The organism is Catenulispora pinistramenti (assembly GCF_018274385.1).
GTDB lineage: Bacteria > Actinomycetota > Actinomycetes > Streptomycetales > Catenulisporaceae > Catenulispora > Catenulispora pinistramenti.
In genome coordinates this window covers 1-19,825 of sequence record NZ_JAAFYZ010000044.1, presented here as the reverse complement: position 1 = coordinate 19,825, position 19,825 = coordinate 1, and the positions used below count along the sequence as shown (strand labels likewise).

14 protein-coding genes and 1 pseudogene are annotated in these 19,825 nt (G+C 69.9%); 9 read left to right on the top strand and 6 right to left on the bottom strand.

Features of this window, described 5'->3' with window-relative positions; translation table 11 throughout:
* The first annotated feature begins 182 nt into the window (after positions 1 to 182).
* The 3 genes from KGQ19_RS15155 to KGQ19_RS15145 are packed head-to-tail and all read left to right on the top strand — an operon-like array spanning position 183 to position 3,892.
* The gene (locus tag KGQ19_RS15155; protein ID WP_212009777.1) at positions 183 to 1,223 is read left to right on the top strand and encodes a sugar ABC transporter substrate-binding protein; all 1,041 of its coding nucleotides are present in this window, start codon (positions 183 to 185) and stop codon (positions 1,221 to 1,223) included.
* Positions 1,224 to 1,230: 7 nt separating this feature from the next.
* Positions 1,231 to 2,862 (top strand): sugar ABC transporter ATP-binding protein, encoded by a 1,632-nt coding sequence (locus KGQ19_RS15150; protein WP_230418686.1) that lies wholly within the window; start codon positions 1,231 to 1,233, stop codon positions 2,860 to 2,862.
* The gene (locus KGQ19_RS15145; protein WP_212009776.1) at positions 2,855 to 3,892 is read left to right on the top strand and encodes an ABC transporter permease; all 1,038 of its coding nucleotides are present in this window, start codon (positions 2,855 to 2,857) and stop codon (positions 3,890 to 3,892) included. The genes KGQ19_RS15150 and KGQ19_RS15145 overlap by 8 nt, the downstream gene beginning before the upstream one ends.
* A gap of 31 nt (positions 3,893 to 3,923) precedes the next feature.
* On the opposite strand, the gene KGQ19_RS15140 is transcribed toward KGQ19_RS15145, so the two are convergent.
* A complete protein-coding gene (locus tag KGQ19_RS15140) occupies positions 3,924 to 4,835 on the bottom strand; it encodes an alpha/beta fold hydrolase (RefSeq protein WP_212009775.1) in 912 nt (303 codons plus the stop codon).
* Between the two features lie 24 nt (positions 4,836 to 4,859).
* Entirely contained in the window at positions 4,860 to 5,555 is a 696-nt protein-coding gene (locus KGQ19_RS15135; RefSeq protein ID WP_212009774.1) for a FadR/GntR family transcriptional regulator, read from the bottom strand.
* Between the two features lie 94 nt (positions 5,556 to 5,649).
* Here KGQ19_RS15135 and KGQ19_RS15130 point away from each other — a divergent pair, with 94 nt between their 5' ends.
* Positions 5,650 to 6,918, top strand: a complete 1,269-nt coding sequence (locus KGQ19_RS15130; RefSeq protein ID WP_212009773.1) for an alpha/beta hydrolase — start codon at positions 5,650 to 5,652, stop codon at positions 6,916 to 6,918.
* Between the two features lie 69 nt (positions 6,919 to 6,987).
* On the opposite strand, the pseudogene KGQ19_RS15125 reads toward KGQ19_RS15130, so the two are convergent.
* Positions 6,988 to 8,384 (bottom strand): annotated as a pseudogene (locus tag KGQ19_RS15125) (MATE family efflux transporter).
* Positions 8,385 to 8,533: 149 nt separating this feature from the next.
* Between KGQ19_RS15125 and KGQ19_RS15120 the strand changes: the two are divergent.
* Entirely contained in the window at positions 8,534 to 9,271 is a 738-nt protein-coding gene (locus tag KGQ19_RS15120; RefSeq protein ID WP_212009772.1) for a globin domain-containing protein, read from the top strand.
* Between the two features lie 61 nt (positions 9,272 to 9,332).
* Here the strand turns inward: KGQ19_RS15120 and KGQ19_RS15115 are convergent, their stop codons facing one another.
* Positions 9,333 to 10,577, bottom strand: coding sequence for an alpha/beta hydrolase family protein (locus KGQ19_RS15115; RefSeq protein ID WP_212009771.1), 1,245 nt, complete (start codon positions 10,575 to 10,577; stop codon positions 9,333 to 9,335).
* 166 nt (positions 10,578 to 10,743) lie between these two features.
* Complete coding sequence (locus tag KGQ19_RS15110; RefSeq protein ID WP_212009770.1) at positions 10,744 to 12,462, bottom strand: penicillin-binding transpeptidase domain-containing protein; 1,719 nt, start codon at positions 12,460 to 12,462, stop codon at positions 10,744 to 10,746.
* A gap of 88 nt (positions 12,463 to 12,550) precedes the next feature.
* Between KGQ19_RS15110 and KGQ19_RS15105 the strand changes: the two genes are divergently transcribed.
* From KGQ19_RS15105 to KGQ19_RS15090, 4 genes are all read left to right on the top strand, one after another.
* Positions 12,551 to 13,501: a LysR family transcriptional regulator gene (locus tag KGQ19_RS15105; protein ID WP_212009769.1), complete on the top strand. Its 951-nt coding sequence runs from the start codon at positions 12,551 to 12,553 to the stop codon at positions 13,499 to 13,501.
* Positions 13,498 to 14,385: a serine hydrolase gene (locus KGQ19_RS15100; RefSeq protein WP_212009768.1), complete on the top strand. Its 888-nt coding sequence runs from the start codon at positions 13,498 to 13,500 to the stop codon at positions 14,383 to 14,385. Before KGQ19_RS15105 ends, KGQ19_RS15100 begins: the two co-directional genes overlap by 4 nt.
* A 221-nt stretch (positions 14,386 to 14,606) precedes the next feature.
* Positions 14,607 to 16,397 carry a glycosyl hydrolase family 18 protein gene (locus KGQ19_RS15095; protein ID WP_212009767.1) on the top strand — a complete coding sequence of 597 codons (1,791 nt, stop codon included), beginning with the start codon at positions 14,607 to 14,609 and terminating at the stop codon, positions 16,395 to 16,397.
* 164 nt (positions 16,398 to 16,561) lie between these two features.
* Entirely contained in the window at positions 16,562 to 17,989 is a 1,428-nt protein-coding gene (locus KGQ19_RS15090) for a family 2B encapsulin nanocompartment shell protein (RefSeq protein ID WP_212009766.1), read from the top strand.
* A gap of 709 nt (positions 17,990 to 18,698) precedes the next feature.
* Here KGQ19_RS15090 and KGQ19_RS15085 read toward each other — a convergent pair.
* Positions 18,699 to 19,825: transposase (locus tag KGQ19_RS15085; protein WP_212009765.1), on the bottom strand; the 1,127-nt coding region annotated here is incomplete at its 5' end.

The following is a 19,825-nucleotide window of genomic DNA, read 5'->3' as shown; positions in this document are numbered from 1 at the left end:
TCATTCCCCGGGACCGGGGTCGGCCTGCCGATTCCTGAAGTGGATCTAGTAAAGCCCCGTAACGATTGCGTTCCATGGGCTTTACAGACCTCGCAAGCAGGGCTATACATCGGATGACTGAACGGCAAGTGATACAGACCACACCCACCCTCCCCCGCACACCCTCACCAGCGAGGACGGACATGAGGCTGCACCGTACGTCGAGAACAGTTCTGGCCCTCACGGCCGTCGCGGCACTCGGCCTGAGCGCCGCCGCCTGCGGCCGGGGCGGTTCCAAGTCCGGCTCCGGCGACAAGAAGATAGGCATCGACTTCCCGCGGTCGGACTCCGACTTCTGGAACAGCTATGCGAAGTACGTCAACGCCGACGTCAAGTCCGGCAGCATCAACGCCCTGCCGCCGACGAACTCCAACAACCAGACCGACGTCCTGGTCTCCAACGTGAGCACGCTCACCGGCCAGGGCGCCAAGGTCATCCTGATCGCCCCGCAGGACACCGGCGCGATCGCCAGCACCCTGGAGAACCTGGCGAGCAAGCACATCCCGGTGGTCAGCGTGGACACCCGGCCGGACAAGGGCCAGGTCTACATGGTCGTGCGGGCGGACAACCAGGCGTACGGCACCAAGGCGTGCCAGTTCCTCGGCGCCAAGCTCAAGGGCACCGGCACCGTCGTGGAGTTCGAAGGCGACCTGACCTCGATCAACGGCCGCGACCGGTCCCAGGCCTTCGGCGACTGCATGAGCAAGAACTACCCGGACATCAAGGTGGAGGCCGAGCCGACCAACTGGGAGGGCGACGTCGCGGCGTCCAAGCTCCAGGACGCGCTCAACGCCGGCCCCGTCAACGGCATCTACATGCAGGCCGGCGGCGTGTTCCTGGCGCCGACGCTCTCGCTGCTCCAGCAGAAGCACCTGCTGGTGCCGCCGACCGACCCCAAGCACATCTTCATCATCTCCAACGACGGCATCCCGGCGGAGTTCCAGGCCATCAAGGCCGGGCAGATCGACGCCACGATCTCCCAGCCGGCCGACCTGTACGCCAAGTACGGGCTCTTCTACGCCCAGGCCGCGGCCGAGGGCAAGACGTTCTCCCCCGGGCCGACCGACCACGGCTCGACCATCATCCAGCTGCCCAACGGGCTGGAGGACCAACTGCCCGCCCCGCTGGTGACCGCCGCCAACGTCGACGATCCGTCGTTGTGGGCCAACCAGCTCGGCAAGTGATCCGCCGATGACGACGCAAGACCTGGGGACGGCCGGTGCCACCGGCCGTCCCGCCGGCGGGGTCGCCACGGCGATCGCCGTCTCCAAGAGCTTCGGCGCCACCCGCGCGCTGATCGACGTCGACATCTCCGTCGCCCCCGGCGAGGCCCACGCCCTGGTCGGCCGCAACGGCGCCGGCAAGTCCACGCTGGTCTCGCTGCTGACCGGGCTGGCCCGGCCGGACGGCGGGCAGATCATGTTCGACGGCGAGAGCGCACCGCCGCTGTCCGACCGCGCGGCCTGGCAGTCCCGGGTCGCGTGCGTGTATCAGAAGTCGACGATCATCCCCACGCTGTCGGTAGCCGAGAACCTGTTCCTGAACCGGCAGTCCGACGGGCTGCGCCGGATCAGCTGGCGGGCCCTGCGCGCCCGCGCCGCCGAGTTGCTGGCCGAGTACGAGATCGACGTGGACCCGAGCGCCGCGGCCTCGACGCTGGCCGTGGACCAGCGGCAGGTGCTGGAGATCGCCCGGGCGCTGTCGTTCGGGGCGAAGTTCATCATCCTCGACGAGCCCACCGCGCAGCTGGACGGCGCGAAGATCGCCGGGCTCTTCGACCGGTTGCGGCGGCTCCAGGAGTCCGGCGTCGCGTTCCTGTTCATCTCACACCACCTGGCCGAGGTATACGAGGTCTGCCAGACGGTGACGGTCTACCGGGACGCCCGCCACATCCTCACCGCACCGGTGGCCGGACTCGACAAGGACGCCCTGATCGAGGCCATGACCGGCGAGGACCGGTCGGAGCGCGCCGAGTTCGCGGTCGCGGCGTACACGCCGAAGGCCGAGGCGAAGCCCGCGCTGGAGATCAGGGACCTGAGTCTGGCCGGTGTGTACCAGGACTTCTCGGTCACGGTCGGCGAAGGCGAGATCGTCGGCCTGGCCGGCGCCGGCGGCTCCGGCGTGGTGGCGCTCGGGGAGACGGTCGCCGGACTGCACCGGCCGAGCGGCGGAAGCGTGACAGTGGCCGGGCGCAAGGTGCGGACCGGGAGTGTCCCGGACGCCCTGCACGCCGGACTCGGCTTCGTCCCGGAAGACCGGCACGCGCAAGGCGTGGTCCCGATGCGGCCGATCGCCGAGAACATCACGCTCACCGCGATGGACCGGTTGGCCCGGCACGGATTCTTCACGGGCGATTCGCTGCGGCGGGCCGGCAGTGCCCTGATGGAGCGGCTGGATGTGAAGGCCGAAGGCCCGGACCAGCCGGTCGGCGCGCTGTCCGGCGGGAACCAGCAGAAGGTGGTGATGGGCCGCGCACTGGCCAATTCGCCCAAGGCGCTGGTCCTGATCCGGCCGACCGCCGGGGTGGACGTGAAGTCGAAGGAGTCGCTGCTCGGAACGGTGCGGCAGGCCGCGGACGACGGCTGCGGGGCCCTGCTGGTCTCCGACGAGGTGGACGACCTGCGCATCGCACACCGGGTGGTGGTGATGTTCAAGGGCGCGGTCGTGGCGGAGTTCCCGAGCGGCTGGAGCGACGCCGAACTCATCGCGGCGGTCGAGGGGCTCGGCGAGACCGGCACCGACACCGACACCGACACCGGCGACGCGGCTATCGCAGAACACGGACAGCAGAACATCGCGAACGAAAGGTCCGGCCATGAGTGAGGCCACGACGATGTCCGAGGCGGCCGAAGCCGTTCCGGCCGATCCGGCGGCGCGGACCCGCCGGATCAGCACCCGCTGGCTGCGCGAGTTCTCGCTGCTGCCGGCGATGGCGCTGCTGGTCCTGATCGGCTTCATCGAGTCGCCGAACTTCCTGACCTCGGACAACTTCCTGGCGATGCTCCAGCAGTCGACCGAGCTCAGCGTCCTGGTCCTGGCCGAGGCGCTGATCCTGATCAGTGGCCGGATGGACCTGTCGCTGGAGTCGACGGTGACGCTGGCCCCGGTGATCGCGCTGTGGCTGGTACTGCCGACGTCCGGGAACCGCTTCAACGGGCTCGGGTTCGGCGTGGAGTGGCTGGCGATCCCGGTGTGCCTGGTGGTGGGAGCCGCGATCGGGGCGGTGAACGGGTTCCTGATCCTGAAGATGAATCTGAACGGGTTCGTCGTCACCCTCGGGATGCTGACCATGCTGCACGGGCTGGTGATCGTCATCGACGGCGGGCAGACCATCTTCACGCTGCCGCCGTCGTTCGCCTACATCGGCAACGCCGAATGGGGCGGCCTGCCGGCGTCGGTCTGGGTCTGCGGAGTCCTGTTCGCCATCGGGATCGCGGCTTTGGGCTGGTACCGGCACGGCCGGTCCCTGTACGCGATCGGCGGCAACCCGGGCGCCGCGCGCGCCGCGGGCATCCGGGTGGAGCGCACGGTCTGGATCGTGCTGATCATCGGCTCGATGCTGGCGGCGTTCGCCGGCATGCTCTACACCGGCCGCCTCGGTTCGGCCTCGGCCAGCCAGGGCACCGGCAAGATCTTCGAGGTCTTCGCGGCCACGGTGATCGGCGGCGTGAGCATGAACGGCGGCCGTGGCTCACTGTTCGGCGCGCTCACCGGGGTGCTGACGCTGAAGCTGATCGAGAACGTGCTGACGTTCGGCCACGTGTCGGCGCAGGACATCGAGTTCTTCAACGGTGTCGTGATCCTGGTGGCGCTGATCGTCTCGCGCTACACCTCGGGCGCCGCGCAAGACTAGACGGCGGTGAGGCGGGGCGGAGCGACGCTCGTTACGGCCGCCCCGCCTCGTCCGCCGAATCCACCACGTCCACCCCGTCCGCAGCGCCCACCACATCCACCACGAAATCCCGCACCTCACGCAGCAACGTGTCGGGGGCGTCGGCGAACAGGTCGTGGGCGACATCCGGAAGCGTGACCAGCCGCCCCTTCGCGGGCAGGGCCTCGGCGGTGGCGGCGATCGCCTCGGCGGTCACGAAGGGGTCGAGCTCGCCGAGGATCACCAGCGTCGGGACGGCGACGCCGCGCAGATCCGGGGTCAGGTCCAGGATCTCGTACTGCGGGGTGAAGTGAGCGTCGAGCTGCGGACTGAACCATTGCGCCGCGCGGACGGCGGCCAGGGCGGGGCTCGGCTGCCGACGTGCCATCAGAGGTAGACACAAGCGCTGCATCTCTTCCACCGCCTCAGTACTGGGTCGGTAGTGAGCGCGCAGCCATGCTTGTTCCGCGGCGGGCCCGGCGAGCGTTCCCATCCGGCGCGCGATCTCCTCGGGCGAGGGCACCCTGGGCGTCATCGACGCGACGATCAGGCCGCCGGTCTGCCGCGGATGCCTGGCGGCGTGCCGGATCGCCACCCAGCCGCCGAAGGAGATGCCGTACACGACCGGCCGGTCCAGACCCAGCTCGTCGATGATCGCGGCGACGTCGTCGGCCCAGGTGTCCAGTTCCCACTTGTCCGGCGTGCTGGGGTCGCTCAGACCGTGCCCCCGCTGATCCGGCACGACCACGTCGGCGACATCAGCGAGCGCCGAGAGCATCAGCCGCTGCCCGGAGCCGTCGATGCCCGGCCCGCCGTGCAGGCACACCAGTGCCCTGCCGCTGCCGGGCGGACGCCCCGCGGCGCTGTGCACGGTCACGTAGATGCCGGTGCCGTCCACCCGGATCGTGTGCGCGGTCTCCGTCACTCCCCCGACGCTGATCTCGTCACCTCACTCCTGCTCCGAGCGCTTCTCGCTCAACGTCTTGCGCAGCCACTGCTCGATGCTGACGATGTGGATCGTCGCCCATGCCCGCGCGCCCTCGGAATCCCGCTCGGCCAGCGCGTCCAGGATCGCAGTGTGCTCCATCAGGGTACGAGTCAGCGCGCCTTCCTGGGTCAGCCCGCGCCAGACCCGCGCGCGCGTCGTCGGCCCGGACAGGCTGTCCAGCAGCGATCCGAGCACCACGTTCCGCGAGCAGGCCGCGATCCGGCTGTGGAACTCCAGGTCGTTGCGCACCAGGTCCTCGACGGTCGGCGCGTTGCCGATCAGCGCCAGATGCGCACGCAGGTCGGCCACCTCCTCGTCGGTGACGCGCTGCGCGGCCATGGCGGTGGCGGCCGGCTCCAGGATGCGGCGGACCTCCAGGAACTCCAGCACGGTGTCGTCGCGGTGGAAGTCGACGACGAAGCTCATCGCCTCCAGCAGGCGGGCCGGCTCCAGGCTGGTGACGTAGGTGCCGTCGCCCTGGCGCACGTCCAGGACGTGGATCAGCGACAGGGCCCGGACCGCCTCGCGCAGCGAGCTGCGGGACAGCCCCAGCTCGGCGGCCAGGTCGGCCTCCTTGGGGAGGCGATCGCCGGGCCGGAGCCGACCCTTGATGATCATCTCTTTGATCTTCTCGATCGCCTCGTCAGTCACCGCCATGCGGTCATTGTGCCAGCGTCGGGGCGCAATGGCGGGAGGGGAGGGACAGGCGACACTTACCGCGATCCGACACAGCCGCCGCCAAGATCGGTGCGTGGATGTGTCGTTGCTGGGCGGCTGGCTGCCGTGGGCCCTTCGGGTGGCCACCGTGGCACTGGTCGTCGTCACGATCGGCCGGCGGCGGCTGCGGGACCGCGGGTTCCTGCTCAAGCGCCTGCCGATCGTGCTCGGGGTCTCGGTTCTGTTCGGCGTGTTGTGCGCGGTGCTGGTGCGGACGGCACTGGGGATCTCCGATCCGCTGCCGTTCGGGCTGTGGTTCTGGCTCGCGGTCTTCGCGCTGGCGATCGGCCTGGGGATCCTCTGCTGGCGCGGGTCGCGCTGGTGGCAGCGGACGGCCGCGCCGCTGGCGATGCTGCTGGCGGTGCTCACCGCGGCCGACGCGCTGGACATCAGCCTCGGCTACTACCCGACGCTGGCCGACATGTACGGCGAGCTCACCGACCAGGCGCTGCCGCAGCAGGTCAGCCTGGCGCAGCTGGGCACCATCCACGGCAACACCAAGACCGGCCGGATCGTCGAGGTGCAGATCCCGGACACCGCCAGCGGCTTCCAGCACCGCAGCGAATACGTCTACCTCCCGCCGGCCTGGTTCCGCTCCACGCACCGTCCCAAGCTCCCGGTGGTGGAGATGATCGGCGGCGAGTACGCGGTCCCGGACAACTGGATCCGCTCCGGCAACGCCATCAAGACCGCCGACGCCTACGCCGCCGCGCACCACGGCTTCGCCCCGGTCCTGGTCTTCGTGGACGCCACCGGCGGCTTCAAAGTGGACACCGAGTGCGTGGACGGCCCGGCCGGCCAGGCCATGGACCACCTGGTGAAGGACATCCCGCCCTACGTGGAGAAGACCTTCGGCACCGCGACGATCCCCGGCAAATGGGCGGTGGCCGGCTGGTCGATGGGCGGCACCTGCGCCATCACCCTGGCCCTGACCCACCCCGCGGTCTTCGGCCACTTCCTGGACATCAGCGGCGACCTCGGCCCCAACAAGGGCAACAAGAACGCCACTATCGCCACCCTCTACGGCGGCAACGCGGCCGAATACGCCGCCGACGACCCGCTGACCATCCTGGGCAAGCGCAAGAAGTGGCCCAAGGGCTTCTCCGGCATGTTCGCCGTCGGCAACCAGGAGTCCGTGCAGCCCAAGCACGCGCAACAGCTCTCCAGCGCGCTGAAGAAGGACCACATCCCGAACCAGATCTGGACCGGCGACGGGAAGCACTCGTGGGTGTTCGCTCAGGCGGCGTTCGTGCAGGAGTTGCCGTGGCTGGCCAAGGCGGTTCAGGTGCCGGGGGCGAAGTAGCACAGTGGTTGATCCCGGGTCTATCCTGCGGCGGCCGAGTTCTTCCGACCCGCGCGCTGACCGTTCGCCTCACGGCGTCTGCGTCACCGCCGCGATCTCGGCGGTGGCCGTCGCATCCTCCGTCCCCGCACCGGAGGCACCACGGCCGGCGCCGGTCACGATCCACCGGTCGGTCCGGATCCGGACGCCGAGCGCGATCAGCCGCGCCAGCATGAACACCCCGAGCGCCCACCACAAGCCGTTCAGTCCCTGCCGCAAGTGGTAGGAACCGAGTGCGGCGACCAGATAGGCGCTGGTGGTCGCGATCCCGGCCCACGCCAGATAGCGGCCGTCGCCGGCGCCGATGAGCAGGCCGTCCAGGACGAACACCGGCGCCGCGATCGGCAGGAACAACGCTTCCAGGAGCAGGACGTCGCCGAGCAGGGCGCGGACCGTGTGGTCGTCGGTGAACAGCGGGATGAACAGCTGCCGCGTCGCCAGCACCACCAGGGCGAGCACCACCCCGCCCACCACGCCCCACTCCATCGTGCGCCGGGTCGCGCGCCGGGCGCCGGAGGCGTCCGAGGCCCCGAGCAGCTGCGAGATCCAGGCCTGGCCGGCGATGGCCAGCGCGTCCAGGACCAGCCCGAGGAAGCCCCACAGGGACCACGCGACTTGTTGCGCCGCCAGCGCCTCGGTCCCATACCGCGCGGCGAGGATCGTCCCGGCCAGGAGCGCGACCCGCAGCAGTATCGTGCGGATCAGCAACGGGATCGAGGCGGTCGCGGCCTGCTTGATGCCCTCCCGATCCGGCTTCAGCGGTGCTCCGTATCTGCGCGCCGCCTTATAGACGACCACTGCGTAAGCGATAGCCATTCCGTACTGCGTGAGGACGGTCCCGGTCGCCGATCCGGCGATCCCCATCCCCACCGGATAGACCAGCAGCAGGTTCAGCACCACGTTCATCCCGGCGCCGGTCGCCGCCACTACGAGTGTCGTGCGGATGTCCTGTAGACCTCGCAGAACACCTGTGGAGGCCAGGACCAGGAGCATCGCAGGCTGTCCGATAGAGGCGACCGCAGATACGTCACGCCATAAGGCACCGCCTCATGCGACGCCCCGAACACCCGCACCAGCGGCGCGGCGAAGACGATCCCGGCCAGCCCCAGCACCACACCGAGGATGACCCCGAGCCACATCCCGTCCACGCCCTGCCGCACCGCTCCCGGCAGGTCACCCGCGCCGATCCGCCGCCCCACCGCGGCGGTGGTCCCATAGGCGAGGAACACGCACAGGTACGTCAGCGTCGCCAGCAACGCGCTCGCCGCCGCCAGCCCGGCCAGTTGCGGCGTCCCCAGATGCCCGACGATCGCCGAGTCGGCCAACAGGAACAACGGCTCGGCGACGAGGTTGCCCAACGCCGGAAGCGTCAGCTTCAGCAGGCGCGCGTCCTCGGCCGTCGGGCGGAAGCTGTGCTCGGTGGTCATCAGTGGTCCCCGGTCGGCGCGGCGGTGGACGAGACAGCGGACGAAGCAATGGGCGAGACAGCGGGCGGGGTGTCACAGGCGCAGTGTCGGCACGAATATTACATCGGAGGATCGGCCCGGATCAGCAGGCGCCGTGGAAAACTGGTCGCATGACCGTCGAGTACATCCGCTACCGCATCCCCGCCGAGCGCGCCGCCGGGTTCGAGGCCGCCTACGCCGACGCGGCCGAGGCGCTGGCCGCCGCACCGGAATGCGTCGCCTACGAATTGACCCGTGGCATCGACGAACCCGACCGGTACGTCTTTCGCACCACCTGGACCTCGCCGGGGACCCAGAGCGAGGACTACCTCAAGGGCGACTACCTCAAGGGCTACGAAGGCGACATCACCGACCGGAGCCGCTACGAGAACACCGCCGTGCGCGGCGACGGCGGTTCGGTGCCGAGCCTGTACGACTGGATCGGCGGCGATGAGGCCCTGCAACGCTTGACCGAGGCCTTCTACCGCGAAGTCCTCAAGGACGATCTGCTCTACCCGCTGTTCGCCGGTATGGACCCGGGGCACCCGCAGCACGTCGCGGTCTGGCTCGGCGAGGTCTTCGGCGGCCCGAGCGCCTACACCGCCGAGCACGGCGGCTACGCGCACATGATCCGGCGCCACCTCGGCCGCGGCATCCAGGAGAAGCAGCGCCGACGCTGGGTCAGCCTGCTGATGGACGCCGCCGACGAGGTCGGGCTCCCGGACGACCCCGAGTTCCGCGCCGCCTTCGTCAGCTACATCGAGTGGGGCACGCGGCTGGCCGTCATCAACTCCCGGCCCGGCGTGAAGGAGTACGACGCGCCGATGCCGAAGTGGAACTGGGGCGGGCACCCTCCGTACCGCGGGTGAGCGGCCGGGGGAACCCGCCCCGGTCAGGGGACGCGGACTCCTTCGCGGATTCCTTCGCGGACTACTTGATGAACGTGATCGGGTACTTCGACGCGCCACGGCCGTCCAGCAGGTGGTCGTTACCACCCTTCAGGAACCGGTTGAAGAACGAGTCGACCAGCGCGCGGTCGGCGGCCACCGCGCGCTGCGCATCGACCGTCCCGTTGTCGTAGGTCAGCGTCGAGGCCGGGATCTGGCCGGCCAGCTGCGAGAGCAGGGGCTCGGCGTCGGTGAACGACTGGTGCTGGGAGTCGTTCAGGGTGACGTCCGCCTTCCAGCCCTTCTGGTGCTGCCAGAACGACGTCCACGACGGCTCGACGTGGATGCTGCTGGGGTAGCGTCCGGTGCTGCCCATCAACAGGAGCGGCTGCTTCAGCCCGTGCAGCGCGACCTGGCTCAGGTGGGTGCCGTCGGCGTCCTCGGTGTACTCCATGGTGCCGTCCAGATTGACGCCGGCCTTGACCCGCGGGTCGTTGTACATCGTCTCCGCCGCCTCGAACCCGCCGGCGGAGTGCCCGAACATCCCGATGTCGTTCAGGTTCATCCCGGCGGTCAGCCGGTGCGGCAGGCTCGACAGCCGGTTCAGCACGAGCTGGGTGTCGGCCAGGCGGATGTCCATCACCTTGGTGAGCAGGACCGTCGCCGCCGCCTGGTCGTTCCCGACCTGGTTGAAGGCCGCCAGCAGCGGTGCGTTGCCGACCACGTGGCCGTCTGGGAACTCGGTGGCCGGGGCCTCCCCGGTGTGGTCGATGGTGACCACCACATAGCCCTGCGACGCCAGGTTCTCCACCAGCGTGACATTCGAGTCCCGAGGGTCTCCGGCGCCGGGCGAGTACAGGACGACCGGGAAGCGGCCCGGCGCCATGGCGGCGTCCTGCACCGAGTGCGTCTTGGTCGCGGCCCAGTTCACCAGACCGGCGGGCAGGCTGTTGCCGCTGTCCAGGCTGGCACCGATCAGAGCGGATGCCGCGACCGGGAACTGGTTCGTGAACGGCTTGCCGGCCGTGTGCACCGCCGGGTAGAAGACACTGATCATCAGCTCGCGGTAGGGCTGGTTCGGCGTCCACGGGTCCGGACGGCTGTCGTCGACGAGGCGGAATGCCGACTCGCCGGTGGCGTAACGGCCGGTCGGCGCGGGCAGCTTGAGCGTCTCCCCCTTGGCGGGCTTCGAGGACGACACGGCCGACGCCGGGAGCGCGGTCGAGACGGCCAGACCACAAGCGACGACCCCGGCCACAGAGGCGGCGACGAGACGAGAAGTGCGCATGAGACATTCCTTCGGATGCGGCATTGCGTTGTTCGGACGCTTCGATCCTCGCAACTCGCGCACCCCGCGAACCACGGTGCTACCAGGAGTTTCACCCCTCGTGTGGGCCGAACCCGCCGTAGGGCGGATAACCGCCCTACGGCAGTGTCCGTATCCACCGGGCTCGTCAGCCGATCCCGATCCCGTTCAGCATCGCCTTGATCGCCGGGCCCGCCTTGTCGTTGCCGAATCCGCCGTTGAGCACCACGCAGGCGACGGCGATGTCGTGCTGCGGATCCATCGCGATCATCCAGCTGTCCAGATCCCCGTTCTGCCGCTCGGCCGTGCCGGTCTTGGCGCCGAGGGTGGGGCTGATGCCGCGCAGCGAGGTGGCCGTGCCCACGGCGATGACTCCGCGCATCAGAGTCTTGATATCGTCGTCGACGCCGGCGGGCAACGGCGTCGCCGCCACCTGTTTCTGCCCCGGCAGCAGGATCGGCTGCTTGAACGTGCCGGTCGCGGCCGTCGCGGCCACCGAGGCCATCGTGAGCGGGCACATCGTGATGTCGCCCTGGCCGAAGGTCTCGGCGGCGAACCGCTCCTGGCCGTCGGCCGCGGGGACCTGTTCGCTGCCCGCGGTGCAGTACGTGGCCGCGCCAAGGCCCATGTCCCACGGCTGGTTCAGGCCGAACTGCGTCTTCGCCTCGTTCTCCAGCGCGTCAAGGCCCGACAGGCGGTTGCGCAAGCCGACATAGGAGGTGTTGCAGGACAGCTCGAAGGCGTCGGCCAGGGTGGCGTTCGGGTAGCCGTTCTTCAGGCCCTCGTCGTTGTGGTAGTTCTGCGACCCCACGGTCGAGATCGCCGGGCACGGCGCGGGATCCGACGGCTTGAGTCCGGCCTGGAGCAGGGCCGCGGTCGTGATCACCTTGAACGTGGAACCCGGTGCCCGCAGCGCGTGATAGGCCAAGCCGGCCGTGCTCTGGGAGTTGCCGGCCATCGCCAGGACGCCGCCGGTGCTCGGCTTGATGACCACCATCCCGGACTCCGGGTACGCGGCCAGCGCGTGCTCGGCGGCGGTCTGGACGCGGTTGTCGAGCGTCGAGGTGATCTGCGGCGCGGCGCCGCCGCTCGGCGCGCCGAGATTGACCGGCTGCGTCCCGCCGAGGATCGCGCCGGTGTTGGCGTCGACGAAGTTGATCTGGAGCGCGGTCGGAGCCGGGGCGCCGGACGGCCTGGCGGTCGCCAGACGCGCGAGCGCGGTCGCCAGGCTGGGATGCGCCGACGCCTGCAATGGCAGACCGGTGTCGTCGACGACCGTCGCGGCCGGCGGGGTCGCGGTGAGGTTCGCCTGGCCGCCGAGTCGCGGGTGGATGACGGCCGAGGACCAGGGGACCAGCGGAGTGCTCGCGCTCCCGCTCGCCGGGACGACGGCGAGGATCGAGCTGTAGGTCCACTGCAAGGCGCCGTCGAAGGTGTCCACGACGCTGAAGTTGTAGCGGGTCGCCGGGTCCGGGGTGGCACCGGTCGCAGGGATCTGCGATCCGAGGGTGAGCTGTGTGGATTTGGGGTTCAGCGACTTCATGACCGCTTGCAGCCGCGGACCGGCCGCGGTCGCGTCGTCGGTGAGGGAGCCGGCCTTGGTGTAGTCGCCGGACGCCCACGCGGCCAGGAAGGCCTTCGCCACCGCGTCCGGCGTCGAGGGCGCGTTGCCGGACCCCGCCGCCTCCGCCGCCGATGACGCCGCGCCGCCGCCCGGCCCGGTCTGCGCCGTCGGCGAGGCGCCGATGCCGTGGTGGTCGGACCGCGGCCAGAGCACCACGGTCGCGGCCGCCGCCACCGCGACCGTGACGACCGTTGCGGTGACTGTCCTTGAAGTACGGCGTCCCCGCCGTTGTATGCCTGCCATAGCTCGCAAGGAAAGCGTGCGGCTCGTGACCGTGTCCAAGAGTCGTATGGGAAACACATCCATAGCGAAGTGACTATGATCCGATGTCATGGACCTCTTGGCGCACCTCCGGTACTTCCACGTGGTCGCTGAGGAACAGCACTTCGGACGGGCCGCCACTCGGCTACGGCTGGCGCAGCCGTCGCTGTCGCAACGGATCCAGCGGCTGGAGCGGGAGTTCGGGGTGCGGCTGTTCGACCGGGGACGCGGCGGCGCCGTGCTGACCCCGGCCGGGCAGCTGGTGCTGGCGCAGAGCGAGTCCGTGCTCGACGCCGCGGACCGGCTGCGGTCGGTGGTGGAGCGGTTGCAGGACGGCGAGGCCGGGACGTTGCGGGCCGCGGTGCCGGCGCACCTCGGCGGTGCGGCGGTAGCGGCGCTGCTGACGGCGTTCCAGGAGCGCAGTCCCGGCGGCGAGCTCGATCTGCGCGAACTCACCACGGCCGAACAGACCGCCGAGCTGGCGGCGGGCACGTTGGACGCCGGGATCGTGCGGCATCCGTGTCTGGCGACGGGACTGTCGTTCGGGCCGATGCTGCATCAACCGCTGGGCGTGCTGCTGCGCGAGGACGATCCGCTGGCGGCCCGACCGGAGGTCGATCTCAGAGCTCTGACGGGACGCGGACTGGCCATGCCGCCGCGCGCGAACAGCCCGGCATTGCACGACGAGACGCTGACCGCGGGCGCGCGCCACGGTTTCACGCCGACGGCCATCCGCATCGTCGAAGGGCTCGAATTCACCCGCGCCCTCATCCGGTCCGGGGCCGACCTGGTCGCGCTGATCCCCGATCCGCCACCGGAGCCGGGCACCACGTGGCGTCCGCTGGCCGGCCGTCCGCTGTCCTGGCGGACGTCCACCGCCTGGCGCGCCGGGCACGACGGCCCGGCCGTGCGCGTCTTCGCCGAGGCCGCCGACCTCGCGCTGCGCGTCCACTCCGGCATGTTCGCGGCACCGGCCGAACGTCCGCGCGCCGCCCGACCGGAAATGGAGTTCGCGCTGTGAGTGAAGCCGTTCCGCCGTCCGGCACCGCCGTTCGCCGCGCCGTGCCGCGCATCAACGCCGCCTTCGCCGACGCCGGTGTCACCGGCCGACTGCACGCGCTGGACATCGACACCGGCGCCTCGGTCTCCGTGGCCGCCACGCACCTGACGCCGACCAGCAGCCTGCACAAGGTGTGCCTGCTCGCGACCCTGTACCGGGAGGCCGCCGCCGGCCGGCTGGACCGTACCCGGCAGATCGACATCCCGGCCGCCGAGCGCACACCGGGCTTGTCGGGCCTCGCCGTGATGCGCGACGCCGTGCGCATGTCCCTGCGCGACCTCGCGACCCTCGTCGTCGCCGTCAGCGACAGCGCCGCCGCCGACGTCCTGTGGCGCGAGGTCGGCTTCGACGCCGTCAACCGCACCATGGCCGAGCTCGGCCTGACCGACACGATCGCGGTCCACGACATGGCGGCCATCAGGGAGGCGCTGCGGGCCCACCCGGACCTGACCGATCCCGCCGCTCTGGCCGATATCAGCATCCTGAATCCGGCTCGCACCAACCGCTCCACGGCCCGCCAGATGGCCGAGCTGTTCGCCGCCGTGTGGCGTGAGGAGGTCTGCGCCGGCGAGCCCGCCGAGGAACTGCGCGCGCTGCTCGGCCTGCAGGCCTGGACGCACCGTATGGCCTCCGGATTCCCGTTCGACGACGTCCGGGTCAGCGGCAAGACCGCCACGCTGCCCACCTTGCGCCATGAGGCCGGCGTCGTCGAATATCCCGACGGCGGCCGATACGCCGTCGCCGTCTTCACCCGCGCCGCCTCCGCCGCCGCGATCCTGCCCGCCGCCGACGCCGTGATCGGCACCGCGGCCCGCATCGCGGTGGACGCGCTGCGCTCAGTGTGAGAATCGTTTCGAACGCCGGATATCCGGCTCAGGGCTCTGATCATATCTTTCGGCGCATTTCGTGACGCCCGCGAGGCCCGGCGAACACCGCGGCGCAGGTTGCGGCAAGCCGAATTGTTAGGAACCTTGACAGACCTCTGGTCTAGTCCAATGATGTCCTCCAGGGCGGCCGCCTCCTTCAAGATCCAGTCCTGCTCAACGCCCTGCCATCTGGGAGCAACATGAAACGGACAGGCCGTCAACTCCGCGTGCTCGCGACCGCCGCGGCGACGCTGGCCGCGAGCGCCGGCGCCCTCCTGGCGTCGAGCGCCGCGGGCCATGCCGCCACAGCGGTACCGGCCGCGTCGACCGGCACCCCCATCCCGGCGCACGTCTTCGCGCCCTACTTCGAGGCCTACAACGGCGACGACCCGGCGACGCTGAGCCAGCAGTCCGGCGCCAAGTACCTGACGATGGCGTTCATCCAGACCGCCAGCGCGGGTTCGTGCACGGTCCAGTGGAACGGCGACACCTCGATGCCCATCGCGGCGTCGTCGTTCGGCGCCTCCATCACCAAGATCCGGGCCACCGGCGGCGATGTCATCCCGTCGTTCGGCGGCTACACCGCCGACCACAACGGCACCGAGATCGCCGACAGCTGCACCGATCCGACCCAGATCGCCGCGGCCTACGAGAACGTCATCACCACTTATGACGTCACCCGGCTCGACCTGGACACCGAGGACAACTCGCTGACCAACACGGCCGGCATCGACCGCCGCAACAAGGCGATCAAGCTGGTCGAGGACTGGGCCGCGGCGAACGGCCGCACCGTCCAGTTCAGCTACACCCTGCCGACGACCACGAGCGGCCTGGCCGACTCCGGGCTCGCGGTTCTGCAGAACGCGGTGTCCGACAACGCCCGCATCGACACCGTCAACATCATGACGTTCGACTACTACGACGGCGCCACCCACGAGATGGCCAACGACACCAAGACCGCAGCCACCGGCCTTGAGGGTCAGCTCGCCTCGCTCTACCCGGGTAAGTCCGCCTCGCAGTTGTGGTCGATGGTCGGCGTCACCGAGATGCCCGGCATCGACGACTACGGCGCGGCCGAGACGTTCCAGACCTCGGACGCGGCGACCGTGCTGAACTGGGCGCAGGCCACCGGTATCAACGAGATCTCGATGTGGGCGCTCCAGCGGGACAACGGCGGCTGTGTCGGGACCGGCGGTTCGGACACCTGCTCGGGTATCGCACAGAGCACCTGGTACTTCAGCAACACCTGGGAGCCGTTCACCAGTGGCGGGAGCACTCCGCCGCCGCCGACGAACGACTTCTCCGTGGGCGTCGCGCCGACGTCGGCCTCGCTGGCTCAGGGCGGGACCGCCACGGCGACGGTGTCCACGGCGGTCACCAACGGCCAAGCGCAGAGTGTGGCGCTGACAGCCAGTGGTGCGCCGTCGGGGGCCACAGTCAGTCTCAGCCCGACCTCGGTCACGGCCGGCGGCACGTCGACCCTGACCGTCGCCACGTCCTCGACCACCCCGGCCGGGACGTACCCGATCACCGTCACCGGCACTGCGGCCTCAGGAAGCCACAGCGCCGCCTACAGCCTGACCGTCACCGGTCCCGGCGGTGGGGGCGGCGCGATCGTCAACGGCGGGTTCGAGTCCGGGTCGGTCAGTCCCTGGACCTGTCAGAGCACTGACTCGATCGTCAGCAGCCCGGTGCACTCCGGTTCGCACGCGGCGAAGATCTCGCCGAGCGCCAGCGCGACCGGCGAGTGCGACCAGGCCGTGACCGGCTTGACCCCGAGCCACGCCTACACGCTGACCGCGTGGGTCCAGGGCAACTACGCCTTCGTCGGTGTCAGCGGCGGGGCCAGCGGCAGCACGTGGACCTCGGCGTCGGGCTGGACCCAGCTGTCCGTGCCGTTCACGACCGACGCCACCGGGAAGGTGACGGTGTTCGTCCACGGCTGGTACGGCGAGGGCGACGTCTACGCGGACGACTTCGCCATTTCCTGACCGATTGCCACCCGCCAGGCGCGGCGTCCCGGCGATCACGGCTGCCATCAGCCGTCCGCTCGCCGGGACGCCGCGTCAATCCCGGCAGGTGGTAATCACTCGTTCTAAGGAAGTAACAAAGCCGCATATTGCTTCGGCAAGACGGACATTGGTTACGTGGAGGCATGCCGACCGATCCCATGCCGCAGGACCTCCTCCTGGACAGCCAGGACAGCCAGCTCAGCCTCAGCACGGCCGCCGCGCGGAATCTGGCGACCACCACCAAGACCGTCCCCCAGATGCAGGGCATCACCTCCCGGTGGCTGCTGCGCAAGCTCCCGTGGGTGCAGGTGTCCGGCGGCACCTACCGGGTGAACCGCCGGCTCTCGCACGCCGTCGGGCGCGGCCGGGTCGCCTTCGACCAGGCCGGCGAGGAGATCAGGGTCCTGGCGCCGACGCTCACCGAACTGCCGGTGCTGCGCGGCCTGGCCGACGACGCGCTGCTGGCCGAGCTGGCGGCCCGCTTCGCCCAGCGCCGGTTCGCCGCCGGCGAGCAGCTGGCCGAGGCCGGCCAGCCGGTGACCGAGATCCTGGTGGTCGGGCACGGGAAGGTGGCCAAGGTCGGCACCGGCAAGTACGGCGAGACCACCGTCATCGGCTCCTTCGCCGGCGGTGACCACCTGGGCGACGAGGCGGTCGCCGGCGGGGTCGTGGACTCGGTGCCGTGGGCCTACGGCGCCCGCGCCACCACCTCCGGCGTCCTGCTCGCCCTGCCGCTGAGCGCGTTCCAGGAACTACTGGACCGCTCCGAGGCACTGCGCACCCAGCTCGCCTCCCACTCCACCCGCCGCGCCAAGGCGACCAACAAGAAGGGCGAGGCGGAGATCTCGCTGTCGGCCGGCCACGAGGGCGAGGCCGGGCTGCCGGGCACGTTCGTCGACTACGAGCTGGACCCGCGCGAGTACCAGCTCTCGGTGGCACAGACGGTGCTGCGCATCCACTCCCGCGTCGCAGACCTCTACAACGACCCGATGAACCAGACCGAGCAACAGCTGCGACTGACCGTCGAGGCACTGAAGGAGCGGCAGGAGCACGAGCTACTGAACAACGCGCAGTTCGGCCTGCTCGCCAACGCCGCCAACGACCAGCGCATCCACACCCACAGCGGCCCACCCACCCCGGACGACATGGACGAGCTGCTCTCGATGCGCCGCTCCACCAAGTTCTTCCTAGCGCACCCCAAGGCCATCGCCGCCTTCGGCCGCGAGTGCACCAAGCGCGGCGTCTACCCCACCTCCGGCAACGTGGACGGCAACCGCGTCTTCGCCTGGCGCGACGTCCCGATCTACCCCTGCTCCAAAATCCCGGTCACCGGCGGCCACACCACCTCGATCCTCGCCATGCGCACCGGCGAAGACGAACAGGGCGTGGTGGGCCTGCAACAGACCGGCCTGCCCGACGAACTGGAGCCGAGCCTCAACGTCCGCTTCATGGGCATCGATGACAAGGCGATCATCTCCTACCTCGTCAGCGCCTACTACTCGGCGGCCATCCTGGTCCCCGACGCGCTCGGCGTGCTCGAGAACGTCGAGCTCGACCGCCCGCGCGGCTAGCGCGAGCGGCTAGCGCGAGCGGTGTCCTCGGCGGCTCGTGCGGCGAGCCGCCGGGGGCTTTCGCGGGCTGGACGGGCGTAGATGCGCATCTGCGCCCGGCCAGAGTATTCGCCACAGGTGCGGGAGCCGCCTCGGCCGTGGGTTGTTCGGGTTCGGGTCTTTTGTGGAAGGGCTGGAGTTTGTGGGCCGGGTTGCTGTTGGTGTGTGGGTTTCAAAGCTTTTTACGGCCTTCGGTCATGGTTGTGCCGGTTCGGGGTTCGGGGTGGTGGGTTTGTAACTCGGCTGCCGGTTCGCGCGTTCACAACCCCGCCCCACCTCATGCCTCTTCAACTCCAGCAAGTCAGAGCAAGGGCAAGGTCAAGGGCACAAGCCAGATCAAGAGCAAGATCAAGAGCTACAAGCAAGATCAAGAGCTGAAGGTCAAGGTCAAGGGCTGTGGTGAAGGGCCGGGCCTCCGGCGGGCCTCGGCAACCTCAGGGAAACTAGCGCGGTTCCCTAGGGTGGCCGATCTAGTCTCAGCGGCGGCGGCCTGTGAGGTGGTGCGGTCCGTTCCCCTCGGTCGCGTCGTCAGCCCGGGGGGTACAGCACCGGTGTCCGGGGGTAAAGTCCGCGCGCGGCGGTTGGGTGTGTGAGCTGCGGTTTCGCACAGCGCGAACTTGACCCCCGGCCACCGGCACAATGCCGCGTAGTTAAGGTTTTGGTGGGGGTGTCAAGGTGGTGTGGCGGTGTAGGTGCCGGGTGCGGTTTTGTGGATGTGTCCGCGTTTGGCGGCGGTGTTGAGGGCGACGCCGAAGGTGTTGAGGGCTTTTTGGCCGTTGATGCCAAGGTTGCGGGCCAGGTCGCGGCCGCGCCAGCTCTGGTCGGGGTAGGCGTGGATGACGGCCAGGGCCAGTAGCAGTGCCGGGCTGGCGGTGGCCTGCAGGTCCGGGACGCTATCGGGGATGGCCTCTGGTAGTGGTGGCAGCGTGGGCTGCTCGGGGGTGTGCACGGTGATGGTGGTGCCGGTGATGGTGGTGCTGGCGCGGGGCCGGTTGCCCTGGCCCGCGGTGGTGCCGTAGCGGGAGGTAGGGGATTTGACTTTGCGCATGGACAAGCGCGGGCGGCGTGGGGGCAGGACGGCGGCCTGCACGGCGGTGGTGATCGGATCGTCCAAGGTGGTGCAGGTGATGCCGTCAGCGGCGGCAACGCTTAAGCGGGCGGCGTGCAGTGCGGTGGTGAACCCGGCACGGTCCGGGTCGGTGGCCGCGGTTACCGCCGCGTCGGCCATGACGGTGCGCAGCAGCTGGTAGACGGTCAGATGGGCCCACATCTCCTGGGAGATCCCATCGGGGTCGCCCGAGCGCAGTACCGGCCGGCCGCACAGGGTGTGGCGCAGCGCCAGGAACGCCGTCTCGATCTCCCAGCGTTCGTGGTAGAGCGCCAGTAGCTGTCCGGCCGGGTCGGTGCGGTGGCAGGTCAGTGTGGTGATCAGGCACCAGGTGTCGGCCACGGCGGTGCCGTCGGCCAGCCGGGCGGCCACGGTGGCCCGCACCACCCGCAGGGTGCGGCCCTCGATCACGGTCAGAAACGACCCGTCTGGCAGCACCGCAACCACCGGCGGGCGGCGCGAGATGCGGATCCGGATGAGGAACTGCGCCTGGGTTTCGGCCAAGGCGTCAAGGAAGGTATCGGCGTCGAACGCCCGGTCGGCCAGCACCAGCATGTCCGGGGTCAACAGCGGGAACAACTGTCTGGCATAGTCCAACTCGCTGACCGTGTCGGGCCCGAACACCGCCCCCATCACCGCGCGGGTCCCGGTCTCCACCAACGCCATCAACATCAGCATCGGATAGGGCA

What these genes read in the sequence shown, in the direction of transcription:
- KGQ19_RS15155 (WP_212009777.1), top strand. Translation starts at nt 183, where the DNA reads ATGAGGCTGCACCGTACGTCGAGAACAGTTCTGGCCCTCACGGCCGTC.
- KGQ19_RS15150 (WP_230418686.1), top strand. Translation starts at nt 1,231, where the DNA reads ATGACGACGCAAGACCTGGGGACGGCCGGTGCCACCGGCCGTCCCGCC.
- KGQ19_RS15145 (WP_212009776.1), top strand. Translation starts at nt 2,855, where the DNA reads ATGAGTGAGGCCACGACGATGTCCGAGGCGGCCGAAGCCGTTCCGGCC.
- KGQ19_RS15135 (WP_212009774.1), bottom strand. Translation starts at nt 5,555, where the DNA reads ATGGCGGTGACTGACGAGGCGATCGAGAAGATCAAAGAGATGATCATC.
- KGQ19_RS15120 (WP_212009772.1), top strand. Translation starts at nt 8,534, where the DNA reads ATGACCGTCGAGTACATCCGCTACCGCATCCCCGCCGAGCGCGCCGCC.
- KGQ19_RS15115 (WP_212009771.1), bottom strand. Translation starts at nt 10,577, where the DNA reads ATGCGCACTTCTCGTCTCGTCGCCGCCTCTGTGGCCGGGGTCGTCGCT.
- KGQ19_RS15110 (WP_212009770.1), bottom strand. Translation starts at nt 12,462, where the DNA reads ATGGCAGGCATACAACGGCGGGGACGCCGTACTTCAAGGACAGTCACC.
- KGQ19_RS15105 (WP_212009769.1), top strand. Translation starts at nt 12,551, where the DNA reads ATGGACCTCTTGGCGCACCTCCGGTACTTCCACGTGGTCGCTGAGGAA.
- KGQ19_RS15095 (WP_212009767.1), top strand. Translation starts at nt 14,607, where the DNA reads ATGAAACGGACAGGCCGTCAACTCCGCGTGCTCGCGACCGCCGCGGCG.
- KGQ19_RS15090 (WP_212009766.1), top strand. Translation starts at nt 16,562, where the DNA reads ATGCCGACCGATCCCATGCCGCAGGACCTCCTCCTGGACAGCCAGGAC.